The 19,474-nt window shown below is 65.4% G+C and carries 21 protein-coding genes; 10 read left to right on the forward strand and 11 right to left on the reverse strand.

Going from position 1 to position 19,474, the window contains the following annotated elements; all coding sequences use genetic code 11:
- The first annotated feature begins 122 nt into the window (after window positions 1–122).
- On the forward strand, window positions 123–3,578 hold the full coding sequence (gene smc, locus ACO07D_RS08635; RefSeq protein WP_421702545.1) for a chromosome segregation protein SMC: 3,456 nt from the start codon (window positions 123–125) through the stop codon (window positions 3,576–3,578).
- A 125-nt stretch (window positions 3,579–3,703) separates the two neighbouring features.
- Window positions 3,704–4,171 carry a YbjN domain-containing protein gene (locus ACO07D_RS08640; protein ID WP_421702546.1) on the forward strand — a complete coding sequence of 156 codons (468 nt, stop codon included), beginning with the start codon at window positions 3,704–3,706 and terminating at the stop codon, window positions 4,169–4,171.
- A gap of 85 nt (window positions 4,172–4,256) precedes the next feature.
- On the opposite strand, the gene ACO07D_RS08645 is transcribed toward ACO07D_RS08640, so the two are convergent.
- The 3 genes from ACO07D_RS08645 to ACO07D_RS08655 are packed head-to-tail and all read right to left on the reverse strand — an operon-like array spanning window position 4,257 to window position 7,312.
- Window positions 4,257–5,438 carry a lytic murein transglycosylase gene (locus ACO07D_RS08645; protein WP_421702547.1) on the reverse strand — a complete coding sequence of 394 codons (1,182 nt, stop codon included), beginning with the start codon at window positions 5,436–5,438 and terminating at the stop codon, window positions 4,257–4,259.
- A gap of 48 nt (window positions 5,439–5,486) precedes the next feature.
- Entirely contained in the window at window positions 5,487–6,389 is a 903-nt protein-coding gene (cbiB, locus tag ACO07D_RS08650; protein WP_421702548.1) for an adenosylcobinamide-phosphate synthase CbiB, read from the reverse strand.
- Window positions 6,386–7,312, reverse strand: a complete 927-nt coding sequence (locus ACO07D_RS08655; protein ID WP_421702549.1) for a threonine-phosphate decarboxylase — start codon at window positions 7,310–7,312, stop codon at window positions 6,386–6,388. The genes cbiB and ACO07D_RS08655 overlap by 4 nt, the downstream gene beginning before the upstream one ends.
- Window positions 7,313–7,693: 381 nt before the next feature.
- Here ACO07D_RS08655 and ACO07D_RS08660 point away from each other — a divergent pair, with 381 nt between their 5' ends.
- The 5 genes from ACO07D_RS08660 (at window position 7,694) to ACO07D_RS08680 (ending at window position 11,416) form a co-directional block, all read left to right on the forward strand.
- Complete coding sequence (locus ACO07D_RS08660) at window positions 7,694–8,071, forward strand: response regulator (RefSeq protein WP_421702550.1); 378 nt, start codon at window positions 7,694–7,696, stop codon at window positions 8,069–8,071.
- 75 nt (window positions 8,072–8,146) lie between these two features.
- Window positions 8,147–8,779 (forward strand): HAD family hydrolase, encoded by a 633-nt coding sequence (locus ACO07D_RS08665; protein WP_421702551.1) that lies wholly within the window; start codon window positions 8,147–8,149, stop codon window positions 8,777–8,779.
- The gene (locus tag ACO07D_RS08670) at window positions 8,776–9,690 is read left to right on the forward strand and encodes an ornithine cyclodeaminase family protein (protein ID WP_421702552.1); all 915 of its coding nucleotides are present in this window, start codon (window positions 8,776–8,778) and stop codon (window positions 9,688–9,690) included. Before ACO07D_RS08665 ends, ACO07D_RS08670 begins: the two co-directional genes overlap by 4 nt.
- Window positions 9,687–10,487 carry a phytanoyl-CoA dioxygenase family protein gene (locus ACO07D_RS08675; RefSeq protein WP_421702553.1) on the forward strand — a complete coding sequence of 267 codons (801 nt, stop codon included), beginning with the start codon at window positions 9,687–9,689 and terminating at the stop codon, window positions 10,485–10,487. Before ACO07D_RS08670 ends, ACO07D_RS08675 begins: the two co-directional genes overlap by 4 nt.
- Window positions 10,484–11,416, forward strand: coding sequence for an alpha/beta fold hydrolase (locus ACO07D_RS08680; RefSeq protein ID WP_421702554.1), 933 nt, complete (start codon window positions 10,484–10,486; stop codon window positions 11,414–11,416). The genes ACO07D_RS08675 and ACO07D_RS08680 overlap by 4 nt, the downstream gene beginning before the upstream one ends.
- 418 nt (window positions 11,417–11,834) lie before the next feature.
- Here the strand turns inward: ACO07D_RS08680 and ACO07D_RS08685 are convergent, their stop codons facing one another.
- From ACO07D_RS08685 to rpsU, 3 genes are all read right to left on the reverse strand, one after another.
- Window positions 11,835–12,161, reverse strand: coding sequence for a hypothetical protein (locus ACO07D_RS08685; protein ID WP_421702555.1), 327 nt, complete (start codon window positions 12,159–12,161; stop codon window positions 11,835–11,837).
- Window positions 12,162–12,222: 61 nt separating this feature from the next.
- Window positions 12,223–12,693 (reverse strand): aminoacyl-tRNA deacylase, encoded by a 471-nt coding sequence (locus ACO07D_RS08690; RefSeq protein ID WP_421702556.1) that lies wholly within the window; start codon window positions 12,691–12,693, stop codon window positions 12,223–12,225.
- Between the two features lie 260 nt (window positions 12,694–12,953).
- Entirely contained in the window at window positions 12,954–13,160 is a 207-nt protein-coding gene (gene rpsU / locus ACO07D_RS08695) for a 30S ribosomal protein S21 (RefSeq protein ID WP_007255353.1), read from the reverse strand.
- A 110-nt stretch (window positions 13,161–13,270) separates the two neighbouring features.
- Between rpsU and ACO07D_RS08700 the strand changes: the two genes are divergently transcribed.
- The 3 genes from ACO07D_RS08700 to ACO07D_RS08710 are packed head-to-tail and all read left to right on the forward strand — an operon-like array spanning window position 13,271 to window position 15,435.
- Entirely contained in the window at window positions 13,271–13,951 is a 681-nt protein-coding gene (locus ACO07D_RS08700; protein WP_421702557.1) for a COQ9 family protein, read from the forward strand.
- Between the two features lie 2 nt (window positions 13,952–13,953).
- On the forward strand, window positions 13,954–14,937 hold the full coding sequence (locus ACO07D_RS08705) for an NAD(P)H-quinone oxidoreductase (protein WP_421705012.1): 984 nt from the start codon (window positions 13,954–13,956) through the stop codon (window positions 14,935–14,937).
- A 3-nt stretch (window positions 14,938–14,940) separates the two neighbouring features.
- Window positions 14,941–15,435 (forward strand): HugZ family protein, encoded by a 495-nt coding sequence (locus ACO07D_RS08710; protein ID WP_421702558.1) that lies wholly within the window; start codon window positions 14,941–14,943, stop codon window positions 15,433–15,435.
- A 131-nt stretch (window positions 15,436–15,566) separates the two neighbouring features.
- Here the strand turns inward: ACO07D_RS08710 and rlmH are convergent, their stop codons facing one another.
- From rlmH to phnE (ACO07D_RS08735), 5 genes are all read right to left on the reverse strand, one after another.
- Window positions 15,567–16,037 carry a 23S rRNA (pseudouridine(1915)-N(3))-methyltransferase RlmH gene (gene rlmH, locus ACO07D_RS08715; protein WP_421702559.1) on the reverse strand — a complete coding sequence of 157 codons (471 nt, stop codon included), beginning with the start codon at window positions 16,035–16,037 and terminating at the stop codon, window positions 15,567–15,569.
- Between the two features lie 13 nt (window positions 16,038–16,050).
- Complete coding sequence (gene rsfS, locus ACO07D_RS08720; RefSeq protein WP_421702560.1) at window positions 16,051–16,515, reverse strand: ribosome silencing factor; 465 nt, start codon at window positions 16,513–16,515, stop codon at window positions 16,051–16,053.
- 115 nt (window positions 16,516–16,630) lie between these two features.
- Complete coding sequence (locus tag ACO07D_RS08725; RefSeq protein ID WP_421702561.1) at window positions 16,631–17,248, reverse strand: chloramphenicol acetyltransferase; 618 nt, start codon at window positions 17,246–17,248, stop codon at window positions 16,631–16,633.
- Complete coding sequence (gene phnE / locus ACO07D_RS08730) at window positions 17,248–18,570, reverse strand: phosphonate ABC transporter, permease protein PhnE (RefSeq protein WP_421702562.1); 1,323 nt, start codon at window positions 18,568–18,570, stop codon at window positions 17,248–17,250. Before phnE (ACO07D_RS08730) ends, ACO07D_RS08725 begins: the two co-directional genes overlap by 1 nt.
- Complete coding sequence (gene phnE / locus ACO07D_RS08735) at window positions 18,567–19,427, reverse strand: phosphonate ABC transporter, permease protein PhnE (RefSeq protein ID WP_421702563.1); 861 nt, start codon at window positions 19,425–19,427, stop codon at window positions 18,567–18,569. Before phnE (ACO07D_RS08735) ends, phnE (ACO07D_RS08730) begins: the two co-directional genes overlap by 4 nt.
- Window positions 19,428–19,474 lie beyond the last annotated feature (47 nt).

Consider the following 19,474-nt stretch of genomic DNA (forward strand, 5'->3'; position numbering starts at 1 on the left):
AACCACGATATCTTGTGGATAAGTCGGCGGTTTTCCCCAGATTGTGGGGATCGCCGTTGACTCATCCCCGAAGCGTCCGAACAATCATCCTTTACAGGAATCAGTAACAGGCCTTGCCCCGCGTGCGGTTTACCAAACTCAGACTGAATGGCTTCAAAAGCTTCGTCGACCCGACCGATCTGGTGATCGCGGACGGGCTGACCGGCGTTGTCGGGCCGAACGGCTGTGGCAAGTCGAATCTGCTGGAAGCACTGCGCTGGGTGATGGGCGAAAACCGCGCCAAGGCGATGCGCGGCGCGGGCATGGAAGATGTGATCTTCGCCGGCGCCTCGTCGCGGCCCGCGCGCAATTTTGCCGAAGTGTCCTTGCAGATGGACAACTCCGAACGGCTTGCGCCCTCGGGGTTCAACGAGTCCGACAATCTGGACATCGTGCGGCGCATTACCCGCGATGCGGGCTCGGCCTACAAGGTCAACACCAAGGACGTGCGCGCACGTGACGTGCAGATGCTGTTCGCCGATGCCTCCACCGGCGCGCATTCCCCCTCGCTGGTGCGTCAGGGCCAGATTTCCGAGCTGATCAACGCCAAGCCCAAGGCGCGCCGCCGGGTGCTGGAGGAAGCCGCCGGGATCTCGGGCCTTTACCGGCGCCGTCACGAGGCGGAGTTGAAGCTCAAGGGCACCGAAAGCAACCTGACCCGCGTCGATGATGTGATCGAACAGCTGGCGGGGCAACTTTCGCAACTGGCCCGTCAGGCCCGCCAGGCGCAGCGCTATCGCACCATCGGCGAGGAACTGCGCAAGTCCGAAGGGCTGCTTTTGTACCGCCGTTGGAAAGAGGCCGATGAGGCCCGCGCGGCGGCCGAGGCTGAGCTGACCGAACGCACCACGCTGGCCGCCCGGGCCGAGGCCAACGCCCGCAACGCCACCAAGCTGCGCGAAGCGGCCGAGGACAAGCTGCCTGCGCTCCGCGAGGAAGAGGCCATCGCCGCCGCCGTGCTGCAACGCCTGCAGGTCCAGCGCGACACGCTCAGCGATCAGGAGGCACAGGCGCTTGAACTGATCGAGACGCTAAAGCGCCGCATCGACCAACTGGGCCTGGATATCGAACGCGAAAGCGGGCTGAACAAGGACGCGGGCGAGACCATCGAGCGGCTGGAATGGGAACAGGACCAGCTGCGCAAGGCCTCCGAGGGTCATGACGACAGGCTCGAAGAGGCCAAGGACACCGCGCGCGAGGCCGCCAGCGTGCTGGAGGAGCGCGAAAGCGATCTGGCCCAGCTGACCGAGGATGTCGCGCGCCTGGCCGCCCGTCACCAATCTGCCCACCGCCTGTTGGAAGACAGCCAGAAAACGCTGGCGAAATCCGAAGGCGAAGCGGGCAAAGCGCGCGCCGCCGTGGAGGAGGCTCGCGCGGCCCTGACCCGGTCCGAGGAGGATTTTGAAGGCGCGACCGAGGCCCATGAACAGGCCGCCGAAGCCGCCGAGATGGCCGAAGATGCGCTGGCCGCCGCCGATGATGCCCGCGCCGACGCCCAGGCGCGCGAGGCCGACGCCCGCGCCGCACGCTCGTCCGCCGAGGGCGAGGTGAATGCGCTCCATGCCGAGGTGCAGGCTCTGTCGCGGCTGGTCGAACGCGACTCGTCCGAACAGGGCCAGGTGCTGGATCTGGTGCGGGTCAAATCCGGATACGAAAAGGCGCTGGGCGCGGCGCTGGCGGATGATCTGCGCGCCCCCGCGATTGACGGCGATGCGCCCTCCGGCTGGGCCACGCTGCCCGGCTACCCGCAGGCGCAGCCGCTGCCCGACGGGGTCATGGCGCTGACCAACTATGTCACCGTGCCCGAGGTTCTGGTGCGCCGCATGTCCCAGGTCGGGCTGATCGACCCCGAAGACGCGCGCCGCCTGCAACCGGATCTGAAACCGGGCCAACGGCTGGTGTCTCTGGAAGGTGACCTGTGGCGCTGGGATGGGTTCCGCGCGGGGGCCGAGGATGCGCCCTCCACCGCCGCGCTGCGGTTGGAACAGCTGAACCGCTTGCAGGAGCTGAAACAGGACCTCGAAGAGGCCAGCGCCCGCGCCGATGGTGCCCGCGCGGCGCATGATATGCTCAAGGAGCAGCTGGTCCTGACCACCGAGGCCGACAAGCTGGCCCGCGAACGCCGCCGCGACGCCGACCGTGCGGTGAACGAGGCCAACCGCGCCCTGTCGCGCGCCGAGGCCGACCGCAATATCGCTGGCGGCAAGCTGGAAAACCTTGGCCTTGCTGTGACCCGCCACGAGGAAGAGGCGATGGGCGCCCGTCAGCGTCTGGCCGAGGCCGAACGCGCCGTGGCCGATCTGGGCGACCTGGACGCCGCCCGCGCCCAGGTCGAAGACATCAAGATGACCGTCGAAGCCGCGCGCATGACCATGATGACGCGCCGCTCGTCGCATGACGAGTTGCGCCGCGAGGGCGAGGCGCGGGTCAAGCGCAGCCAGGAAATCCACAAGGAAATCAGCGGCTGGCGCCACCGCCTGGACACCGCCGAACGGCGCATTGCCGAGCTTGAGGACCGCCGCGAAGCCTCGACCGAGGAATTGTTCGAGGCCACCGCCGCCCCCGACGAGCTGGCCGCCAAGCGCGAGGAGCTGTCCGCGGCCATCGATGAGGCCGAAGAGCGTCGCAAGGTGGCCGCCGACGCACTCGCCGAGGGCGAGAACCAGGAGCGCGAGGCGTCGGGTGCCGAACGCGACGCCGCCCGCATGGCCGGTGAAGCCCGCGAGGCCCGCGCCCGTGCCGAAGCCCGCACCGATGCTGCCCGCGAGACCGTGACCTATGCCGCCGAGCGCATCGAGGAGGAACAGGAGGTCTCTCCGCAGGAGCTTTTGGACAGCCTCGAGGTGAACCCGGATCAGATGCCCGCCTCCGACCAGATCGAACACGATGTGAACCGCCTGAAACGCCAGCGCGACGCGCTGGGCGCGGTGAACCTGCGCGCCGAGGAAGACGCCAAGGAAGTCCAGGAAGAACACGACGCCCTGGTCAAGGAAAAGACCGACCTCGAAGAGGCGATCCGCGCGCTCCGCACCGGCATTGCCAGCCTGAACAAGGAAGGCCGCGAACGCCTGCTGACGGCGTTTGAGCAGGTCAACAACAACTTCAGCATGCTCTTCACCCACCTCTTCGGCGGTGGCGAGGCCAAGCTGGTACTGGTCGAAAGCGACGATCCGCTGGAGGCGGGGCTGGAGATCATGTGCCAGCCGCCGGGCAAGAAGCTGTCGACCCTCAGCCTATTGTCGGGGGGCGAACAGACCCTGACGGCGCTCGCGCTGATCTTCGGTGTCTTCCTTGCGAACCCCGCGCCGATCTGTGTGCTGGACGAGGTCGACGCGCCGCTGGACGACGCCAACGTCACCCGTTTCTGCGACATGCTGGACGAGATGACGCGCCGCACCGACACGCGGTTCCTGATCATCACCCACCACGCGGTGACCATGGCCCGCATGGACCGTCTGTTCGGCGTAACCATGGCCGAACAGGGCGTGAGCCAGCTGGTCAGCGTCGATCTGAAGAAGGCCGAGGCGATGGTCGCCTGATCCGGCCTGCCGCCGCCGGAACCGTGCGGGCGGCGCCAAGGTCAATTTCCGGATTTCCCCCGTTGCCCGCCCGGCCCTCGCTGCGTAAGCTTGCCGCAAACAACACCAATTCCAGGAGAGGATTTATGGGTTTCAAAACGGTTCTGACGGCGGGCGCACTGGCGATGCTGGCCACCACGGCAAGCGCACAGAACGTGACGGCAAGCAATCCGCAGTCGATCATGGATTATTACTTCAACGAAGGCGTGCCCGCGCGCCTGGGTCGCGACAGCGTCGATGATCCGATGATCACCGTGCGCCATTCCGGCAGCGAATACATCATCTTCTTCTACGACTGCACCGGCGGGGCCGATTGCGGGTCGATCCAGTTCTATTCGGGCTATGACACCGGCAGCTCGGTCTCGATCGACATGGTGAACCAGTGGAACACCGACCACCGCTATTCGCGCGCCTATGTGAACGACGGCGGCACCACCAAGCTGGAATATGACGTCTACATGGGCGGTCAGGGCATGTCGGATGTCGATTTCGCCTCGGTCGTGGCGCTCTGGGTTGAAGAGTTCGAGGGCTTCGAGGCGACCATCGGCTGGTAAGCCCTACCCGAGTTGGGAAACGCAAAACGCCGCGGGATCTCCGCGGCGTTTTCTGTTTAGGGCGTGATGGTTCGAAGCCCGGCGATTACAGCGCGTTCAACAGCGCCGCCGTCGGCCAGGCATCGGCGGGCAGGCCCAACCGCGCCTGTTCCTTCTGCACGGCGGCGCGGGTGCGCGCGCCCAGGATGCCGTCGATCTTGCCCACGTTGTGGCCACGCGCCTGCAGCTTCTGTTGCAACTGCTTCATCTGTGCGCCGGACAGCCCGGCCTCCGGGTTGCCCGCGTCAAACACCGGCGCGCCTTCCAGCCGGGTGGCGAAATAGGCCGCCGTGGTCACATAGACAAAGCTCTGGTTCCACTCGAAATAGACGCGGTAGTTCGGGTAGGCGATGAAGGCCGGACCCTTGCGACCCTGCGGCAGCAGGATTGACGCGTTCAGGTTCCCCGCCCCCAGGTTGCCCGAGCGTGCCTTGACGCCCAGCTTGGCCCATTGGCTGACCTTCATCGTCGTATCCAGCCCGGTTTTCGACCAGTCCAGGTTGTCGGGCACCACGACCTCCTGCAACCACGGCTCGCCTGCGCGCCAGCCCAGGCGTTTCAGCATATTGGCGCCGGACAGAAGCGCATCGGCGGGCGAGCGGCGCAGGTCCACCACCCCGTCACCATCGCCGTCCACGCCAGCTTCGATAATGTCGCCGGGCAGCATCTGCACCATGCCGATCTCACCCGCCCAGGCGCCGGTCGAGGTCGCCGGGTCGAAATCGCCACGTTCGAACAGCTCAAGCGCGGCAAAGACCTGCGGCTGGAACAGCTCCGGCCGGCGGCAGTCGTGCGACAGCGTCATCAGCGAATTGAGCGTGTTGAAATTGCCCTGATAGCCGCCGTAATCCGTCTCGAACGCCCAGAACGCGGTCAGCACCCCGCGCGAGACACCGTATTGGCGCTCCATCCGGTCAAAGATCGCCTTGTGGCGCTGCAGGTTGCGACGGCCGTGATCCATGCGGTTCTGGCTGATCAGCTGGCGCGAGAACTCGGTGAATGTCTTCTGGAAAATCCCCTGCGCGCGGTCGGCCTTGATCGTTGCCGGATCGTGTCGGACAGAGGCGAAAAAGCGCTGGGCGTCCTCCCGGTCATGCCCCTTTGCGACGGCGGCATCAATCATCTTGGCGGTGAAATTCGAGAAACTGCCGCCACATTGCACGCTTACATTGGCGCTGGCGGTGCCGGCCGCGATGATCAGCGCGGCGGCGGAAAGAATGATACGCATGGAACCCTCTCTGCAAGATATTGCCCGCAGGATAGAGGGTTTCGCCCCTCAGACAACCGCGATGATCATCACACCGGCGGCGATCAGCCCGAACAACAGCGCCCAGGTGCGCCACAGCGCACCCGCCGCGCGGTCGATGTCCTCATGGGTCAGCATGCGCCGCCCGCCGATATTGACCCAGGGATAATCCCGCATCTGCCCGTCATAGGTCCGCGGGCCCGACAAGGCCACGCCCAACACCTGCGCCATCGCGGCCTCCGGCCAACCGGCGTTCGGGCTGCGATGCTTGGGTGCATCCGCGCGCACGGCGCCCCAGGCGTCGGGGCGGAAATGCGCGGCCAGGATCAGCACGGCGCTCAGCCGCGCGGGCACCACGTTCAACAGGTCGTCGAACCGCGCCGCCGCCTTGCCGAAACGTTCATACCGCGCCGTGCGATAGCCGATCATGCTGTCCGCCGTGTTCGTCACCTTGTAGATCAAGAGCCCCGGCAGCCCGCCCACCAGGAACCAGAAGACCGGCGCAATCACCCCGTCAGACAGGTTCTCGGCCGCGCTTTCGATCGCACCGCGCGCCACCGCCGCGCGGTCCATGCCGCCGGTGTCACGCCCGACGATCATGCCGACATTGCGCCGCCCCTCGGCCAGGGAAAATCGCAGGCCCGAGGCCACGGCGCGCACATGTTGCACCAGGCTCTTCTGTGCGATCAGCACCGCGCCGATCAGGATCTCGACCACCGGTCCGAGGGCGCTCAGCAGCAATCCCAGGGCGCCCGCCGCCGCGACCAGAGCCGCAAAGACAGCGCCGCCCACGATCATGCTGCCGCGATTGAACCGTTCGTCCAGCCAGCCGATCGCGCGCCCCATCAGCACCGCCGGATGCGGCACGCGCCGCCAGATCCAGTCCGGTTCGCCCAGCAGGGCATCCAGCAGCATCGCAATCACAACCGTCACAGGGCACGCTCCAACTGTTCCCAACCATCCGGGCCGGGCAGGCCCAGCCTTATCCAAACCTTCGAGTAGGGAAAGATGCGGGTCAAGACATGAGCCGCGCCGAGCCGGTTAAACCAGCCCTCGGCATCGTCCACCTCATAGAGGCGAAACAGCGTCGTGCCCCCCACCAGCTTGGCCCCCTTCGCCGTGATCATCGCGTCCATCCGCGCCGTGTCCGCCGCCAGCCGCGCGCGGGTCGCCTCGGCCCAGGCCAGATCCTCCAGCGCGCGCGTGCCGATCTCCAGCGCGGGGCCGGACACCTGCCAAGGCCCCAGCGCGTCCCGCAGCCGGTCGATCAGAGCCGGATCGCCAATGGCAAACCCCAGCCGCAGCCCGGCCAGGCCCCAGAACTTGCCAAAGCTTTTCAGGATCAGCGTGCCGGGCGTGGTGGCGCGGGCAATATGCGTGGCCTCCGGTGTGACATCGCAGAAGCTCTCGTCAATCACCATCAGGGGCGCGTCCAACCCCGTCTCCCACAGCCGCCCGTCCGGGTTGTTCGGATGCACCACCACGCGGGCCTGGCCGTCTGTGCCCGCCTGCCAGCCGGATGCGGCGAAGGCGGCGGCGTGTTCATTGTAGGTCGGTGCCGGGATGTCGACCACGCCGGGCACGCCCAGCAGCGGCACCCGTGCGATGATCGCCGAGGCGCCGGGCGCGGCCAGAACCGCCGCCCCCTCGGGCACGTTCCAGAACTTGCGTGCCGCTTGTTCCAACCGGTCGAAGGCGCCCCGGTCGGGCAGGCGCATCCAGGCTTCGGGCGCGGTGTCTCCCACCGGATAGGGCACCGGGTTGATCCCTGTCGACAGATCCAGCCAATCGCCCGGGGTGCCGCCGAATCTGGTCCGCGCGGCGTCCAGCCCGCCGCCGTGATCGCGTTCTGCCATGCGTGTCCTCCCTGGTGGCAGGTGATTCCTTTGCCCGCCTCTGTATGAGATGCCCGGCTCGAACATCTCCCGGTTGCAATTAACCTGTGTTAACAGCGATCTCCCTCGCTATGCGGGTAAATCGACCTTTGGACAGGTGCGGGTCGCGGATGGGGCGCGATTTGCAAATTGCGACGATTTTACTTGACGCTATCGACAGGCCATCCGCCGCCGCCCGCGGTTTTCGCCCCCGGTTTCAACCCGAATTGCAACGTTTTGTCCATTCCTTTCGCCGCGTGCGACACGCTATGCGCGAGGCCGCCGATGCTTAACCAATCAATAGGATTCAAATGGAAGTTCCGGCCCATTTATGCGATACTTTAATGAAATGGAGTAGGCACAATGCGTGTTCTGATTGTCGAAAACAATCAAGACCTTGGAGGGATCTGGAAGCACCATCTCGAGCGTCAGGACGCCGAGGTGCATCTGGAGACCGACGAGGAAGGTGCGGTGCGATTTCTGACACGCAACGCCGTGGATGTGATCGTGCTGAACCTGGACCTGGACAGCGTCTCGGCGCTGGCCGTCGCCGACTATGCGGCCTATCGTCGACCCGAGGCCAAGGTGATCGTCGTCACCGCCTCCAGCTTCTTCTCCGACGGGTCGATCTTTGCCCATTCTGCAAATGCCTGCGCCTGTCTTCCCGCGCAGACCGCGCCTGAAGATTTGGCAACCTTGGTTACCTACCATGGCCAGAACGGCGCTGCAGCGGCCGAATAACCCGGTCCGCCCGCCCCGGTTTCACCGGCGTTTTTCTGCATTTCCCTTGGCCCGGACCCGCGTTAGGGTCGCGCCATGACACAGACCCTTCCCAGACCCGAGGCGGTGATCTTCGACATTGGCAACGTGTTGATCACTTGGCAGCCTGAACAGCATTATGATCGCTGGATCGGTGAGGATCGGCGCCGCGCCATGTTCGACGCGGTGGACCTGCATCACATGAACGAACTGGTCGATCGTGGCGGTGATTTTCGCGAGGTGATTTATGGCACCGCCGCGCAATATCCGGAATTCGAACAGGAAATCCGTTGGTGGCATGACCGCTGGCTGGACCTGGCCACCCCGGTGATCGACCTCTCGGTGCGCAGCCTGCGTGCGCTCAAGGCGCGCGGTATCCCGGTCTTTGCCCTGTCGAATTTCGGCATCGGCTCCTTCGCCCTCTCCGAGGGGCGCGAGACCTTTCTGTCCGAGTTCGACCGCCGCTATATCTCGGGCCACATGGCGGTGACCAAGCCGTCGCCGCGCATCTATGAGATGGTCGAAGAAGACTGCGGCATCGCGCCCGAAAAGCTGCTCTTCGTTGATGATCGGGCGGAAAACATCGCCGCCGCCGAGGCGCGCGGTTGGCAGGGCCATGTCTTCAAGACACCCGAGGCCTGGGTCGCCCGCCTGACCGCCGCCGGGCTGCTGGACGAGGGCGCGCTGTGAGCATCGAGATCGTTCCCCCCGAGGCCGAAGCGCTGCTCGACTGGACCGCGCTGGGCGATGCCTTCCTGGCCGGGCATAGGATGCCCAAGGCCGAGGTTGCCGACAGTTTTCTTTATCGCGGCGCGGATACGATGCTGTCCCGCGCTGCCTGGATCGACGGGCTGGGCAGCGCGGTGAAAACCGCCAATATCGTGCCCGGTAACACGGCGCGCGGCCTGGGCTCGATCCAGGGCGCGGTTAATCTTTATAACGATCAGACCGGCGCGTTGGAGGCGCTGGTCGACTTCCTGCTGGTGACGAAATGGAAGACTGCGGGGGACAGCGTGCTGGGCGCCCGCCTGCTCGCCCGGCCCGACAGCGAGGTGATCCTGATCGTCGGTGCGGGCACTGTCGCGCGGTCCCTGCGTGAAGCCTATGGCGCAACTTTCCCGGCGGCCCGTTTCCTGATCTGGAACCGCAGCCCGGCGGGGGCCGAGGCGATCGCCACGGACTTCCCTGACACCGACGTCGCCCCCGATCTGGAAGCCGCCGTGCGTGCCGCCGATATCGTCACCTCCGCCACCATGACGACCGAACCGATCCTCAAGGGTGACTGGCTTAAACCCGGTCAGCACATTGACTTGATCGGCGCCTATCGCCCGGACATGCGCGAGGCCGATGACGCGGCCCTCAAACGCGCCCGCCTGTTCATGGACAGCCGTGAGACGGTGCTGGACCATATCGGTGAGTTCAAGGATCCTCTGGCGCGCGGCGTGATCAGCCGCGACGACGTTGTGGGGGATTACTACGATGTGGCCAGCGGCGCCTTTTCCCGTGCGCCAGAAGACATTACGCTGTTCAAGAACGGCGGCGGGGCCCACCTGGACCTGATGACCAGCACCTACATTCTAGAAGCGTGGAGAGAAAGATGAGCGCGCCCCAGATTACCGAGCAAATGATCGAGGACTTCCAGCGTGATGGCGTGGTGATGGTGCCCGGTGCGCTGACCGATTGGGTCGATGTGATGCGCGCGGGGGTCGAACGCAACATGGCCGAGCCGGGCGAATATGCGTCCGAGAACGCGGTGACCGAAGGGCGCTTTTTCGACGACTATGTCAACTGGACCCGCATCCCGGAATATGAACGCCTGGTGCGTGAAAGCCCGGCCGGTGAGATCGCCGCGCGGCTCATGCGCAGCCAGAGCGCGCAGTTCTTCCATGACCACGTGCTGGTCAAGGAACCGGGCACGCCGAAACCCACGCCCTGGCACCAGGACGGGCCCTATTATTTCGTCGAGGGTGAGCAGACCGCCAGCTTCTGGATGCCGCTGGATCCGGTGGGCGAGAACTCCCTGCGTTTCATCGCGGGCAGCCACAAATGGGACCGTATGGTGCGCCCCGTCAGCTGGGCCGATGACAGCGATTTTTACGAAGGTAAACAGGATTGGATCCCGGTGCCGGACCCGGATGCCAACCCGGGCGACATGAAGGTGCTGGAATGGCCGATGCAGCCCGGCGATATCGTCGTTTTCGATTATCGCACCGTACACGGGGCGCGCGGCAACTTTGCCGACACCCGCCGCCGGGCGCTGAGCCTGCGCTGGATGGGCGATGACGCGCGCTATATCGAGCGTCCCGGACGCACCTCGCCACCCTTCCCGGGGCACGGGATGGAAAGCGGCCAGCGCCTGCGCGAGGACTGGTTCCCGGTGCTGTGGAGGGCGGCTTGATCGGTTACCTCTTCCTTGCCCTCCTGGCGCTGGTGATCGCCGCGCCCTGGCTGATCGAACGCACCCGCCGCCCGATGGATGCCGCCGCGCGCCGGGACGCGCCTGGCGAATTCGTGACCCTGTCACGCGGGGTAACCCATTACCAGTGGCACGGCCATGTGGACGGGCCGGTGATCGTCATGGTGCATGGGTTGAGCTCGGCCAGCTGGGTGTTTTCGGGGCTCTTCCATGGGCTGAGCCTGATGGGGTTCCGCATCCTGACCTATGACCTCTACGGGCGCGGGTATTCGGATCGGCCTGCGGGCGAGCAGGACAAGGAGTTCTTTGTCGGTCAGCTCGAAGAACTGCTCACCGCGCTGGGCATCCCCGAGGAGCAGGAAATCTGCCTGTTCGGCTATTCCATGGGCGGGGCGATTTCGACCTGTTATGCCGCGAAACACCCCGAGCGGGTGGACCGGCTGTTCATGCTGGCCTCGGCGGGCATGGATTACACGCCGCATCCGCTCTTGAAACAGGCGCGCATTTCCGGGCGGTTCGGCACCTGGTTGTGGATGGCGTTCGGCGGGCTTTTGCTGAAATGGGGGGCCCATGCGGATGCCGAGGGGCCGACGGTGATCCCTGACTTGCCCGACCGGATTGCCGCCGATGTACGCACCAAGGGTTACTTGCGATCCGTCCTGTCCAGCGAACGTCACATGCTGGTGGAGGAGCTGGAAGAGGAACACCGGGAACTCGCCAAGATGTATGTCGCCGTGGTGTCGATCTGGGGCGCCGAGGATGATGTGATCCCCGCCAGCGCCATCGGCAAGCTGACCATGTGGAACCGCGACGCCTGGAAGCTGGAAGTCGACGGTGCCGGCCACGGCATCGGCTACACCCACCCGCAGGAAATTATCGCCGCCGTGCAGGAAAACCTGCGTGAGGTGTGAGGGTTTTTGCGCAGCCGGGGCGCTCCCGCCCCGGCCCTGCGCATCGAAGATGCTTGTGCCGGGTTGGGGGTAGCCAGTTTCGCGTTGCGAAACTGGCGGACCCTGACAGCGGTGCTTGCACCGCGAGAAGGCGTAGCGCGTTTTGCATCGCAAAACGCGCGGAGGGCGGCAGCTGTGCTTGCACCGCGAGAGCTTCGCGGCTCACTTCGTGAGCCTTGGAGGGGCGCTGCCGCCTCACGCGGTTTCTTTGAAACCGCTGCCAGCCGACGCGGGCACCGTAGGGTGCCCGCTTGCCTCGGCCTGGCGGCCTCACCCCGAGATATTTGAAGCAAGGAAAAGAGAGGGGTGGCGGTGAGCCACCTCTCGCGGTTCAATTGAACCGCTGTCGGTCTACGCGCGCCCGATGGGCACGCTTGCCTCACACCCGCGCCTTCTCCAGCACCTCCATTTCCACCACGCGGCGCACGAAGGGGGCCATGCCGGGCACGCCCGAGGCGCGGTCCTTGAGGTGGATGCAGATGTCGGGGCGGCGGGCGGCGATGACGCCGATCAGCTCGCCGCGGATTGCATCGTCCAGCCCCGCGCCCATCACCACCGCGCGAATGCCCGGCTCGGCCTCGAGCTGGTGAATGACCTCCTCGCGGTCATGGGCGCCGAGCCATTGGATCGGCAGATCCTCGAGCTGGCGCGCCACGTTGCTGATCACATCCGGCAGGCGCCCGACCAACAGAACAACCGGTTTCATGTGTTTTTCTCCTTTTCTGGTTGCCCCGCCGGTTCACTGGCGTGCTGGGCGGGGGACGGTTTCAGTGCATGCAGCAGAAGGAGCCGTGTTTGGCGCCCTTCATCAGCCGGTCGAAATCGCGGCCGCGCATCTCGACCAAGGTGCGGTGATCGCCGCCCTCGAACCAGACCTTGTCGAGCCCGGTCAGGCTGTCATCGACCACGGTCGGCAGGTTGTAGGCCTCGCCCACCGGCGGGGCCGCGCCGAGGTCGCAATCGTCGAAGAGCTCGCGCAGCTCTTCCTCTCCCGCCAGGCCCAGGCGGCGGTCCATCATGCCCTGCAGCGCATGCAGGTCGACCTGGTGGTTGCTGGGCACGACCGCCAGCATCGGGCCTTCCTCCATGTGGATCAGAACCGATTTCGCCAGGTGATCGCCGGGCACATGGGCGGCCTCGGCGCATTCGGCGGTGGTGACGGTGAACGGGTGTTTCAGCGTCGCATAGGGGATCTTGCGGGCGCTCAGGTGATGTTCAAGACGTGCGGATAAGGCCATGGTGTCCTCCGGGGTTGCGAAGGCGCCCTGGGGTCGGTCCGTGTCTGGCCTCTGGTCTGCTGCGTCGATCCGCGTCACCGGGCGCCCGGGGCGCGCCGCGTGTGTCGTGTGTGTGCTGTGCCCCCAGTGTGCCCCAGAAGGGGTGAGTCGGGCAAATCAGGCGGGCGCCAGGCCCCCCCAGAAACAACAAACCCCCGAGGCCGGGCCGCGGGGGTCGTCGTGGCGGATGGGCTGGCCCGCCCGCCGGATGCGTTCAGATCTTACAAAAGACCCTCGCGCTGCGCTTTTTTCCGAGCCAGCTTGCGCTGACGGCGAATCGCTTCAGCCTTCTCGCGCGCTTTCTTCTCGGAGGGCTTCTCGAAATGCTGCTTGAGCTTCATCTCACGGAAGACACCTTCACGCTGAAGTTTCTTCTTCAGCGCACGAAGCGCCTGGTCAACGTTGTTATCGCGAACCGAAACCTGCATGTGGTTTTCACCACCTTTCTAAGTTGGAGTTTGCAGAATTGCAGGAAGGCGCCATATAGCAGGGCTTTGCCCGCTTGTCCAGCTTTGCGCCCTGTGCGACAGTCGCCGCCATGACGACTGCACAAGAGTTCCTGACCGCCGCCCTTGATCACGTGCCTTTCGATGGCTGGACCCAGGCGGCGTTCGACGCGGCCGCGGCCGATTGCGGGCTGACCGATGAACAGGCGCGTGGGTTTTTCCCACGCGGCGCCGTGGACATGGCTCTGGCCTATCACCGGCAGGGCGACGCGGAAATGGTGGCCCGGCTTGAGGCTGCCGATCTGGACGCCATGCGCTTTCGTGACCGCATTGCCGCCGGGGTGCGGTTCCGGCTGGAACTGGCCGACCGCGAGGTGGTGCGCCGGGGCATGACGCTCTTTGCTCTGCCGCAGCATGCGGGTGACGGGGCGGCGGCGCTCTGGGGCACCTGCGACCTGATCTGGAACACGCTGGGCGACAGCGCGCGCGACGTGAACTGGTATACGAAACGCGCGACGCTTTCGGCCGTCTACAGCGCCACGGTGCTTTACTGGCTGGGCGATGACAGCGAAGGTCACGCCGCCACCTGGGCCTTCCTGGACCGGCGCATCGACGACGTGATGCGGATCGAGAAATTCAAGGCCAAGGCGCGCGACAACAAGCTCGCGCAGGCTTTCATGGCGGGGCCGGGCAAGATCCTGGACACCATCAAGGCCCCGGGCCAGCCGCGCCCGAACTACCCCGGACATTGGGAACAGAAGGACAACCAATGACATTGCCCACAACCATGCGTGCCGTCGAGATTTCCGAACCCGGCGGCCCCGAGGTCCTGCGCCCCATCGAGGCGCCCGTGCCGACCCCCGGCCCCGGTGACATCCTGATCAAGGTGGCATTTGCCGGTGTGAACCGTCCCGACGCGCTGCAACGGGCAGGCAGCTACGCGCCGCCCCCGACCGCCAGCCCGCTGCCGGGGCTGGAAGCCTCCGGTGAGGTGGTCGCGCTGGGTGAGGGCGTGACCCAGTGGAAGCTCGGCGACAAGGTCTGTGCGCTGCTGCCGGGCGGTGGCTACGCGGAATATGTCACCACGCCCGCCGCCCACGCCCTGCGCGTGCCCGAGGGTATGGGGATGAAAGAAGCCGCCTGCCTGCCCGAGACCTTCTTCACCGTCTGGTCCAACGTTTTCATGCGCGGTGGCTTGCAGGCGGGCGAGCGTTTCCTGGTGCATGGGGGCAGCTCCGGCATCGGCACGACCGCGATCCAGCTGGCCAATGCCTTCGGCGCGCGGGTCTTCACCACCGCAGGCTCGGATGAGAAATGCCAGGTCTGCCGTGACCTGGGCGCCGAGCGGGCGATCAACTACCGTGACGAGGATTTCGTCGCGGTAATGAAGCCTGAAGGCGGGCCGAACCTGGTGCTCGACATGGTCGGCGGCGACTATATCGCGCGCAATATCAAGAGCTTGGCGCCGGACGGCCGGATGGTGCATATCGCCTTCCTGTCGGGTCCGAAGGCCGAGATCAACTTCGCCCTGATCATGGCGAAACGCCTGACCGTGACCGGATCCACCCTGCGCCCGCAGTCGGACCTGGCCAAGGCGCGCATCGCTGAAGAGCTGGCACAAAAGGTCTGGCCTCTGCTGGATGCTGGCCGCGTCGCCCCGGTGATGGACCAGGTCTTCGCACTCGAAGACGCCGCCAAGGCCCATGCGCGGATGGAGACCAGCCAGCATATCGGCAAGATCGTTCTGCAGGTGGGCTAAGGCGTGTCCGACAAGGACACAGGCCCGATCCGCCCCACCGATGACGAGGCGCGCGCGCTCGCCCGCGGCCTGATCGACGGGGCGGGCTTCGCCGCCCTGGGCGTGCTGGACCCCGACACCGGCGCGCCCTTCGTCACCCGTATTGCGCTTGCGACCGACCTGGACGGTCACCCGATCAGCCTGATCTCGGACATTGCCTTTCACAGCAAGGCCCTGAAGGCCAACCTGACCTGTTCGCTGCTGGTGGGCGAACCCGAGGCCAAGGGCAACCCGCTGATACATCCCCGCCTGACCCTGACCTGCCGCGCCGCATTCCTGGGGCGCGACGCCGCCCACGCTGCCCTGCGCGACCATTACCTGACCCAGCACCCCAAGGCGAAACTCTATGTCGATTTCGATGATTTTCGCTTCGTGCGCTTCGCGGTCGCGGCGGGGTTCCTGAACGGTGGCTTCGGCCAGGCCTTCACGCTGACACCTGGCGATCTGGGGCTGGCCTAGCGCCGGGGTCCGGGGCGCAGCCCCGGCCTGGAGCGTTGGCGAAAATTATTTGAATAATTTTGATGCAGGGGGGCCTCGCTCCGCTCGGCTTCGGCTTGCCAGCACGGCAAGCCGGGCGTGTCCCCACAGCCTCACACCCGGTGGTACGGGCTGCCCGCCAGGATCGACGCCGCGCGGTAGAGCTGTTCGCACAGCATCACCCGCGCCAGCATATGTGGCCAGACCATCTTGCCGAAGGACAGCTTCGCATCCGCCCGCCCGCGCAAGCTTGGGTCGATTCCGTCCGCCCCACCGATGACAAAGGCCAGGTCACCCCGCCCATCATCGCGCCAGCGGCCCAGTTGATTGGCGAAATCGGGCGAGCTCATCAGCTTGCCCCGTTCATCCAGCGCGCAGATCACCGCGCCTTTCGGGATGGCACGCTCCAGCAGGGCCGCTTCGGCCGCCATGCCGCCGCCCTTCTTGTCCTCGACCTCAACGATGTTGGCCGGGCCCAGGCCCAAGGCCCGCCCGGTGCGATCAAACCGTGTCAGATAGTCGTCAATCAACTCGCGCTCGGGGCCCGCCCGAAGGCGGCCCACCGCGCAGATATGCACCCGCATCGCGTGACGCGGCTCAGTTGCCGGTACGCGCCGCGCCCGGATCCAGCCACATCTTTTCGAGCTGGTAGAACTCGCGCACTTCCGGACGGAAGACGTGGACGATCACGTCGCCCGTGTCGATCAGCACCCAGTCGCCCTGGTCCTTGCCCTCGATCTTCGAAAAGATGCCGAACTCCTGCTTGATGCGATCCGTCAGCTTCTCCGAGATCGCCGCCACCTGGCGCGAGCTGCGACCCGAGCAGACCACCATGTGATCGGCCATTTCCGACTTGCCCGAAAGGTCGATGGTCACGACATCTTCGGCCTTGTCTTCGTCAAGCGATTTCAGGATGCGGTCCAGCAGAGCATTGCTGACCGAAAGATCGGATGCCGTCACCATGGAAGGCTCCGCGTCAGCCGCGTCACCGGCGGCCTGTGTTTCATGAGACAGGACATAGTCCTCCTTCACTGCGCGCCGTCCAGCCCCGGCGCCGGGCATACCTTGAAAGTAACACCGGGTTTTGCCGATCTCAATATCAGCCGCGTTCACCAGCGCGCGAGGGGGTGGCAAATCGGCCACGCCCCCCGGCTAACCGGCCCGATGACGGCGCGGTTCAGCCGCCGTATTTCTCCAGGAAGGCCTCGGCGGGCAGGGCGCGGAAATCTTCCAGAGCGGCGCGCAGTCGTGCATGGTCCCAGTCCCACCAGGCCAGGGCCATCAGCCGGTTGGCCACGTCATCCGGGAACCGCCGCCGGATCGGGATCGCCGGCACGCCGGCCACGATCATGTAGGGCGGCACATCCCGCGTCACCACCGCGCCCGAGGCCACCACGGCGCCATGGCCCACGGTGATCTCGGGCTTGATCTGCGCATTATGGCCGATCCAGGTGTCATGGCCGATCCGCGCCCGCCGTGCCTTGCGCTGGGCAAAGAAGCGCTCGTCATGGGGTGCGTCATCCCAGTAATCCGACGAACGGTAGAGCATGTGATGCATGCTCGCCGTGTGCATCGGGTGATCCGTCGCGCCGATGCGCACGAAACTGGCGATGTTCACGAACTTGCCCACCTCCGCATTTGCCACATCGGCATAGCGGTCGGTGTAGGAATAATCGCCGACGGTCGAATGGGCCACGCGGGTGCCGCGGCCGATCTCGACATAGCGGCCGAAGCTACTCTCGGTGATTTCGGCGTCTGGGTGCAGGAACGGGCTGTCCGGGCAGAGCTTCGGCATCAGTGACCGCCCTCGCCGCCCTGGATCAGCTTGCGTCGCAGCCAGCCCGAGAACCAGTCCATCGCCATCACCATCAGCACGATCAGCACGATGTAGTAGGAGACCTCTTCCCAGTCCTTCTGGGTGATCATCGCCTGGGTCAGCAACAGCCCGATGCCGCCCCCGGTAATCGCCCCGATGATCGTCGCTGACCGGGTGTTGGATTCCAGGTAATACAGGATCTGGCTCAGGAAAATCGGCGTGACCTGCGGGATCACCCCAAAGCGATAGCGTTGCAAGGGTTTCGCGCCAGTCGAGGCAATGCCCTCGATCTGCTTGTTGTCCACGTTCTCCAGTGCTTCGGAAAACATCTTGCCGAAGCTGCCGGTGTCCGTGATCAGGATCGCCAGCGCGCCGGTCAAGGGGCCGGGACCGAAGGCGCGGGCCAGCACGATGGTCCAGATCAGCCCGTCAACGCCGCGCACGAAGTCGAACACCCGCCGGAAACCGAAGCGCACGGAGCGCAGCGGCGAGAAGTTCTTTGCCGCCATGAAGGCCAGCGGCAGCGCCACCATGGCCGCGCCGAAGGTGCCCAGGAAGGCCATCAGGATGGTTTCGAACAGGGCCCAGACAACCTGGCTGTGCTGCCACATCTTGTTGTGCCAGAAATCGCTGACGATACGGGTCAGATTGGCGGGATCCTCGATCACCAGCCCGACCAGTTCGCCAAAGCTCTTGCCGTGGAACTCGCTGTCGAGGGTAAAGAAGAACAGCTCCCAGCCAGTAAAGTACCGAAACACCTCGGCGCGGGCCTTGGTCACGGTCAGGCGTCCCGCATCCGTGGTGATCGCCACCCGGTTCTTCGACGCGTTGATCCACCCCGGCACCTCATCGGTGGGCAGGGTCAGGGCGACGCCCTGGCGCGAGGGCACGGCGGTGATCAGGCCATAGCCGGGCACCTCATAGGTCACGGCCTCGTCTGCAAAACGCACCACATGGCCGCCGTCCAGGTCGATCACGGTGTCTTCGCCCAGAGTGACCCAATCGGGCGCAGTGCCGGTGGCATAGGTGCCCTTGCGCTCGCCCTCGATGGCGATGGAAATCTCGCCCGACCGGTTCTGCCGCGTCACATGGGTCTTGTAGGAATAGGTGTCGGCCACCAGCGCACGGGCATTGTCGACGCTGGCGCGTTCGGACAGGCCCGGTACGTCGAAGGCAAAGAAGGCATAGGTCAAATAGGCCAGGATCACAGCAGGGATCGCGAATGCGGTCAGGCGTTTCCTGGCAAACAGCCGGTCGGCCTCACCGCGCAGCGTGGTGATATCGGTGGCGCTCATGGTCATGCTTTGGCCCCTTTCACCAGGCGTTCGCGCACGTGGCTGGACAGTTGGTCGAAGAAGACGATGGCGCCGAACAGCAGCAGGAAAATCGCGGCGGCCTCGTCATATTTGCCCTGGCCCCAGGACATGGCGTTCTTCAGCTCATAGCCAATGCCGCCCGCGCCGACGAAACCCAGGATGGCCGAGGCGCGGATGTTGATCTCAAACCGCAGAAGCGCATAGGACAGGTAGTTCGGCGCCACCTGCGGCACCACGCCCAGCCACATGCGCTGACCCCAGCTGGCGCCGGTCGAGGCGAGGCCTTCAATCGGTTTCAGATCGGCGTTTTCATTCACTTCCGAGAAAAGTTTCCCCAGCGCCCCCGCCGTATGAAAGGCAATCGCGATCATCGCGGGCACCGGCCCACCGCCGAGCACAAAGATCAAGACCAACGCGATCACGATCTCGGGCACCGCGCGCATCACGTCCATCACGCGGCGAAAAAGCCCGATCAGCCGCGGCCAGCGCGCCAACCCGCGCGTCGCCAGCAGCGACAGCACCATCGCCGCCATCGCGCCCAAGAGGGTGGAGACGGCGGCAATATTGATCGTCTCGATCAGCGCGGGCAGAAACCGCACCAGGTGGCCGGGCAGCTCATGGGCCTTCTCGGCGGCCTCGCCCAGCACGCTTGCCGGGAAATCCAGGATCTGCCGCCAGCCGTCGATGAAACTGCCGGCATTGCGGCTGTCGGCCAGGCGGAAGCCGGACAGCAAAAGCGCCACAAAAACGATCCCGATCAGGCCGGAATAGAGCCGCTTTCGGCTCATCGCTTCCAGGTAATCGCGCCGGTAATCGGGGGTATGGAGGGTCTGATCGCTCATGAGGGGCCTTCAAATGAAAAACCGGGCCCTGTCACAGGACGACAGGA

Origin of the sequence: Aliiroseovarius sp., from assembly GCF_965228805.1 — a bacterium.
Taxonomy (GTDB): domain Bacteria; phylum Pseudomonadota; class Alphaproteobacteria; order Rhodobacterales; family Rhodobacteraceae; genus JASBTN01.

What these genes read in the sequence shown, in the direction of transcription:
- ACO07D_RS08640 (WP_421702546.1), top strand. Translation starts at nt 3,704, where the DNA reads ATGGGTTTCAAAACGGTTCTGACGGCGGGCGCACTGGCGATGCTGGCC.
- ACO07D_RS08645 (WP_421702547.1), bottom strand. Translation starts at nt 5,438, where the DNA reads ATGCGTATCATTCTTTCCGCCGCCGCGCTGATCATCGCGGCCGGCACC.
- ACO07D_RS08675 (WP_421702553.1), top strand. Translation starts at nt 9,687, where the DNA reads ATGAGCGCGCCCCAGATTACCGAGCAAATGATCGAGGACTTCCAGCGT.
- ACO07D_RS08725 (WP_421702561.1), bottom strand. Translation starts at nt 17,248, where the DNA reads ATGCCGAAGCTCTGCCCGGACAGCCCGTTCCTGCACCCAGACGCCGAA.
- ACO07D_RS08700 (WP_421702557.1), top strand. Translation starts at nt 13,271, where the DNA reads ATGACGACTGCACAAGAGTTCCTGACCGCCGCCCTTGATCACGTGCCT.
- ACO07D_RS08655 (WP_421702549.1), bottom strand. Translation starts at nt 7,312, where the DNA reads ATGGCAGAACGCGATCACGGCGGCGGGCTGGACGCCGCGCGGACCAGA.
- ACO07D_RS08665 (WP_421702551.1), top strand. Translation starts at nt 8,147, where the DNA reads ATGACACAGACCCTTCCCAGACCCGAGGCGGTGATCTTCGACATTGGC.
- ACO07D_RS08690 (WP_421702556.1), bottom strand. Translation starts at nt 12,693, where the DNA reads ATGGCCTTATCCGCACGTCTTGAACATCACCTGAGCGCCCGCAAGATC.
- ACO07D_RS08685 (WP_421702555.1), bottom strand. Translation starts at nt 12,161, where the DNA reads ATGAAACCGGTTGTTCTGTTGGTCGGGCGCCTGCCGGATGTGATCAGC.
- phnE (WP_421702563.1), bottom strand. Translation starts at nt 19,427, where the DNA reads ATGAGCGATCAGACCCTCCATACCCCCGATTACCGGCGCGATTACCTG.
- rpsU (WP_007255353.1), bottom strand. Translation starts at nt 13,160, where the DNA reads ATGCAGGTTTCGGTTCGCGATAACAACGTTGACCAGGCGCTTCGTGCG.
- phnE (WP_421702562.1), bottom strand. Translation starts at nt 18,570, where the DNA reads ATGACCATGAGCGCCACCGATATCACCACGCTGCGCGGTGAGGCCGAC.
- rsfS (WP_421702560.1), bottom strand. Translation starts at nt 16,515, where the DNA reads ATGCCCGGCGCCGGGGCTGGACGGCGCGCAGTGAAGGAGGACTATGTC.
- ACO07D_RS08660 (WP_421702550.1), top strand. Translation starts at nt 7,694, where the DNA reads ATGCGTGTTCTGATTGTCGAAAACAATCAAGACCTTGGAGGGATCTGG.
- rlmH (WP_421702559.1), bottom strand. Translation starts at nt 16,037, where the DNA reads ATGCGGGTGCATATCTGCGCGGTGGGCCGCCTTCGGGCGGGCCCCGAG.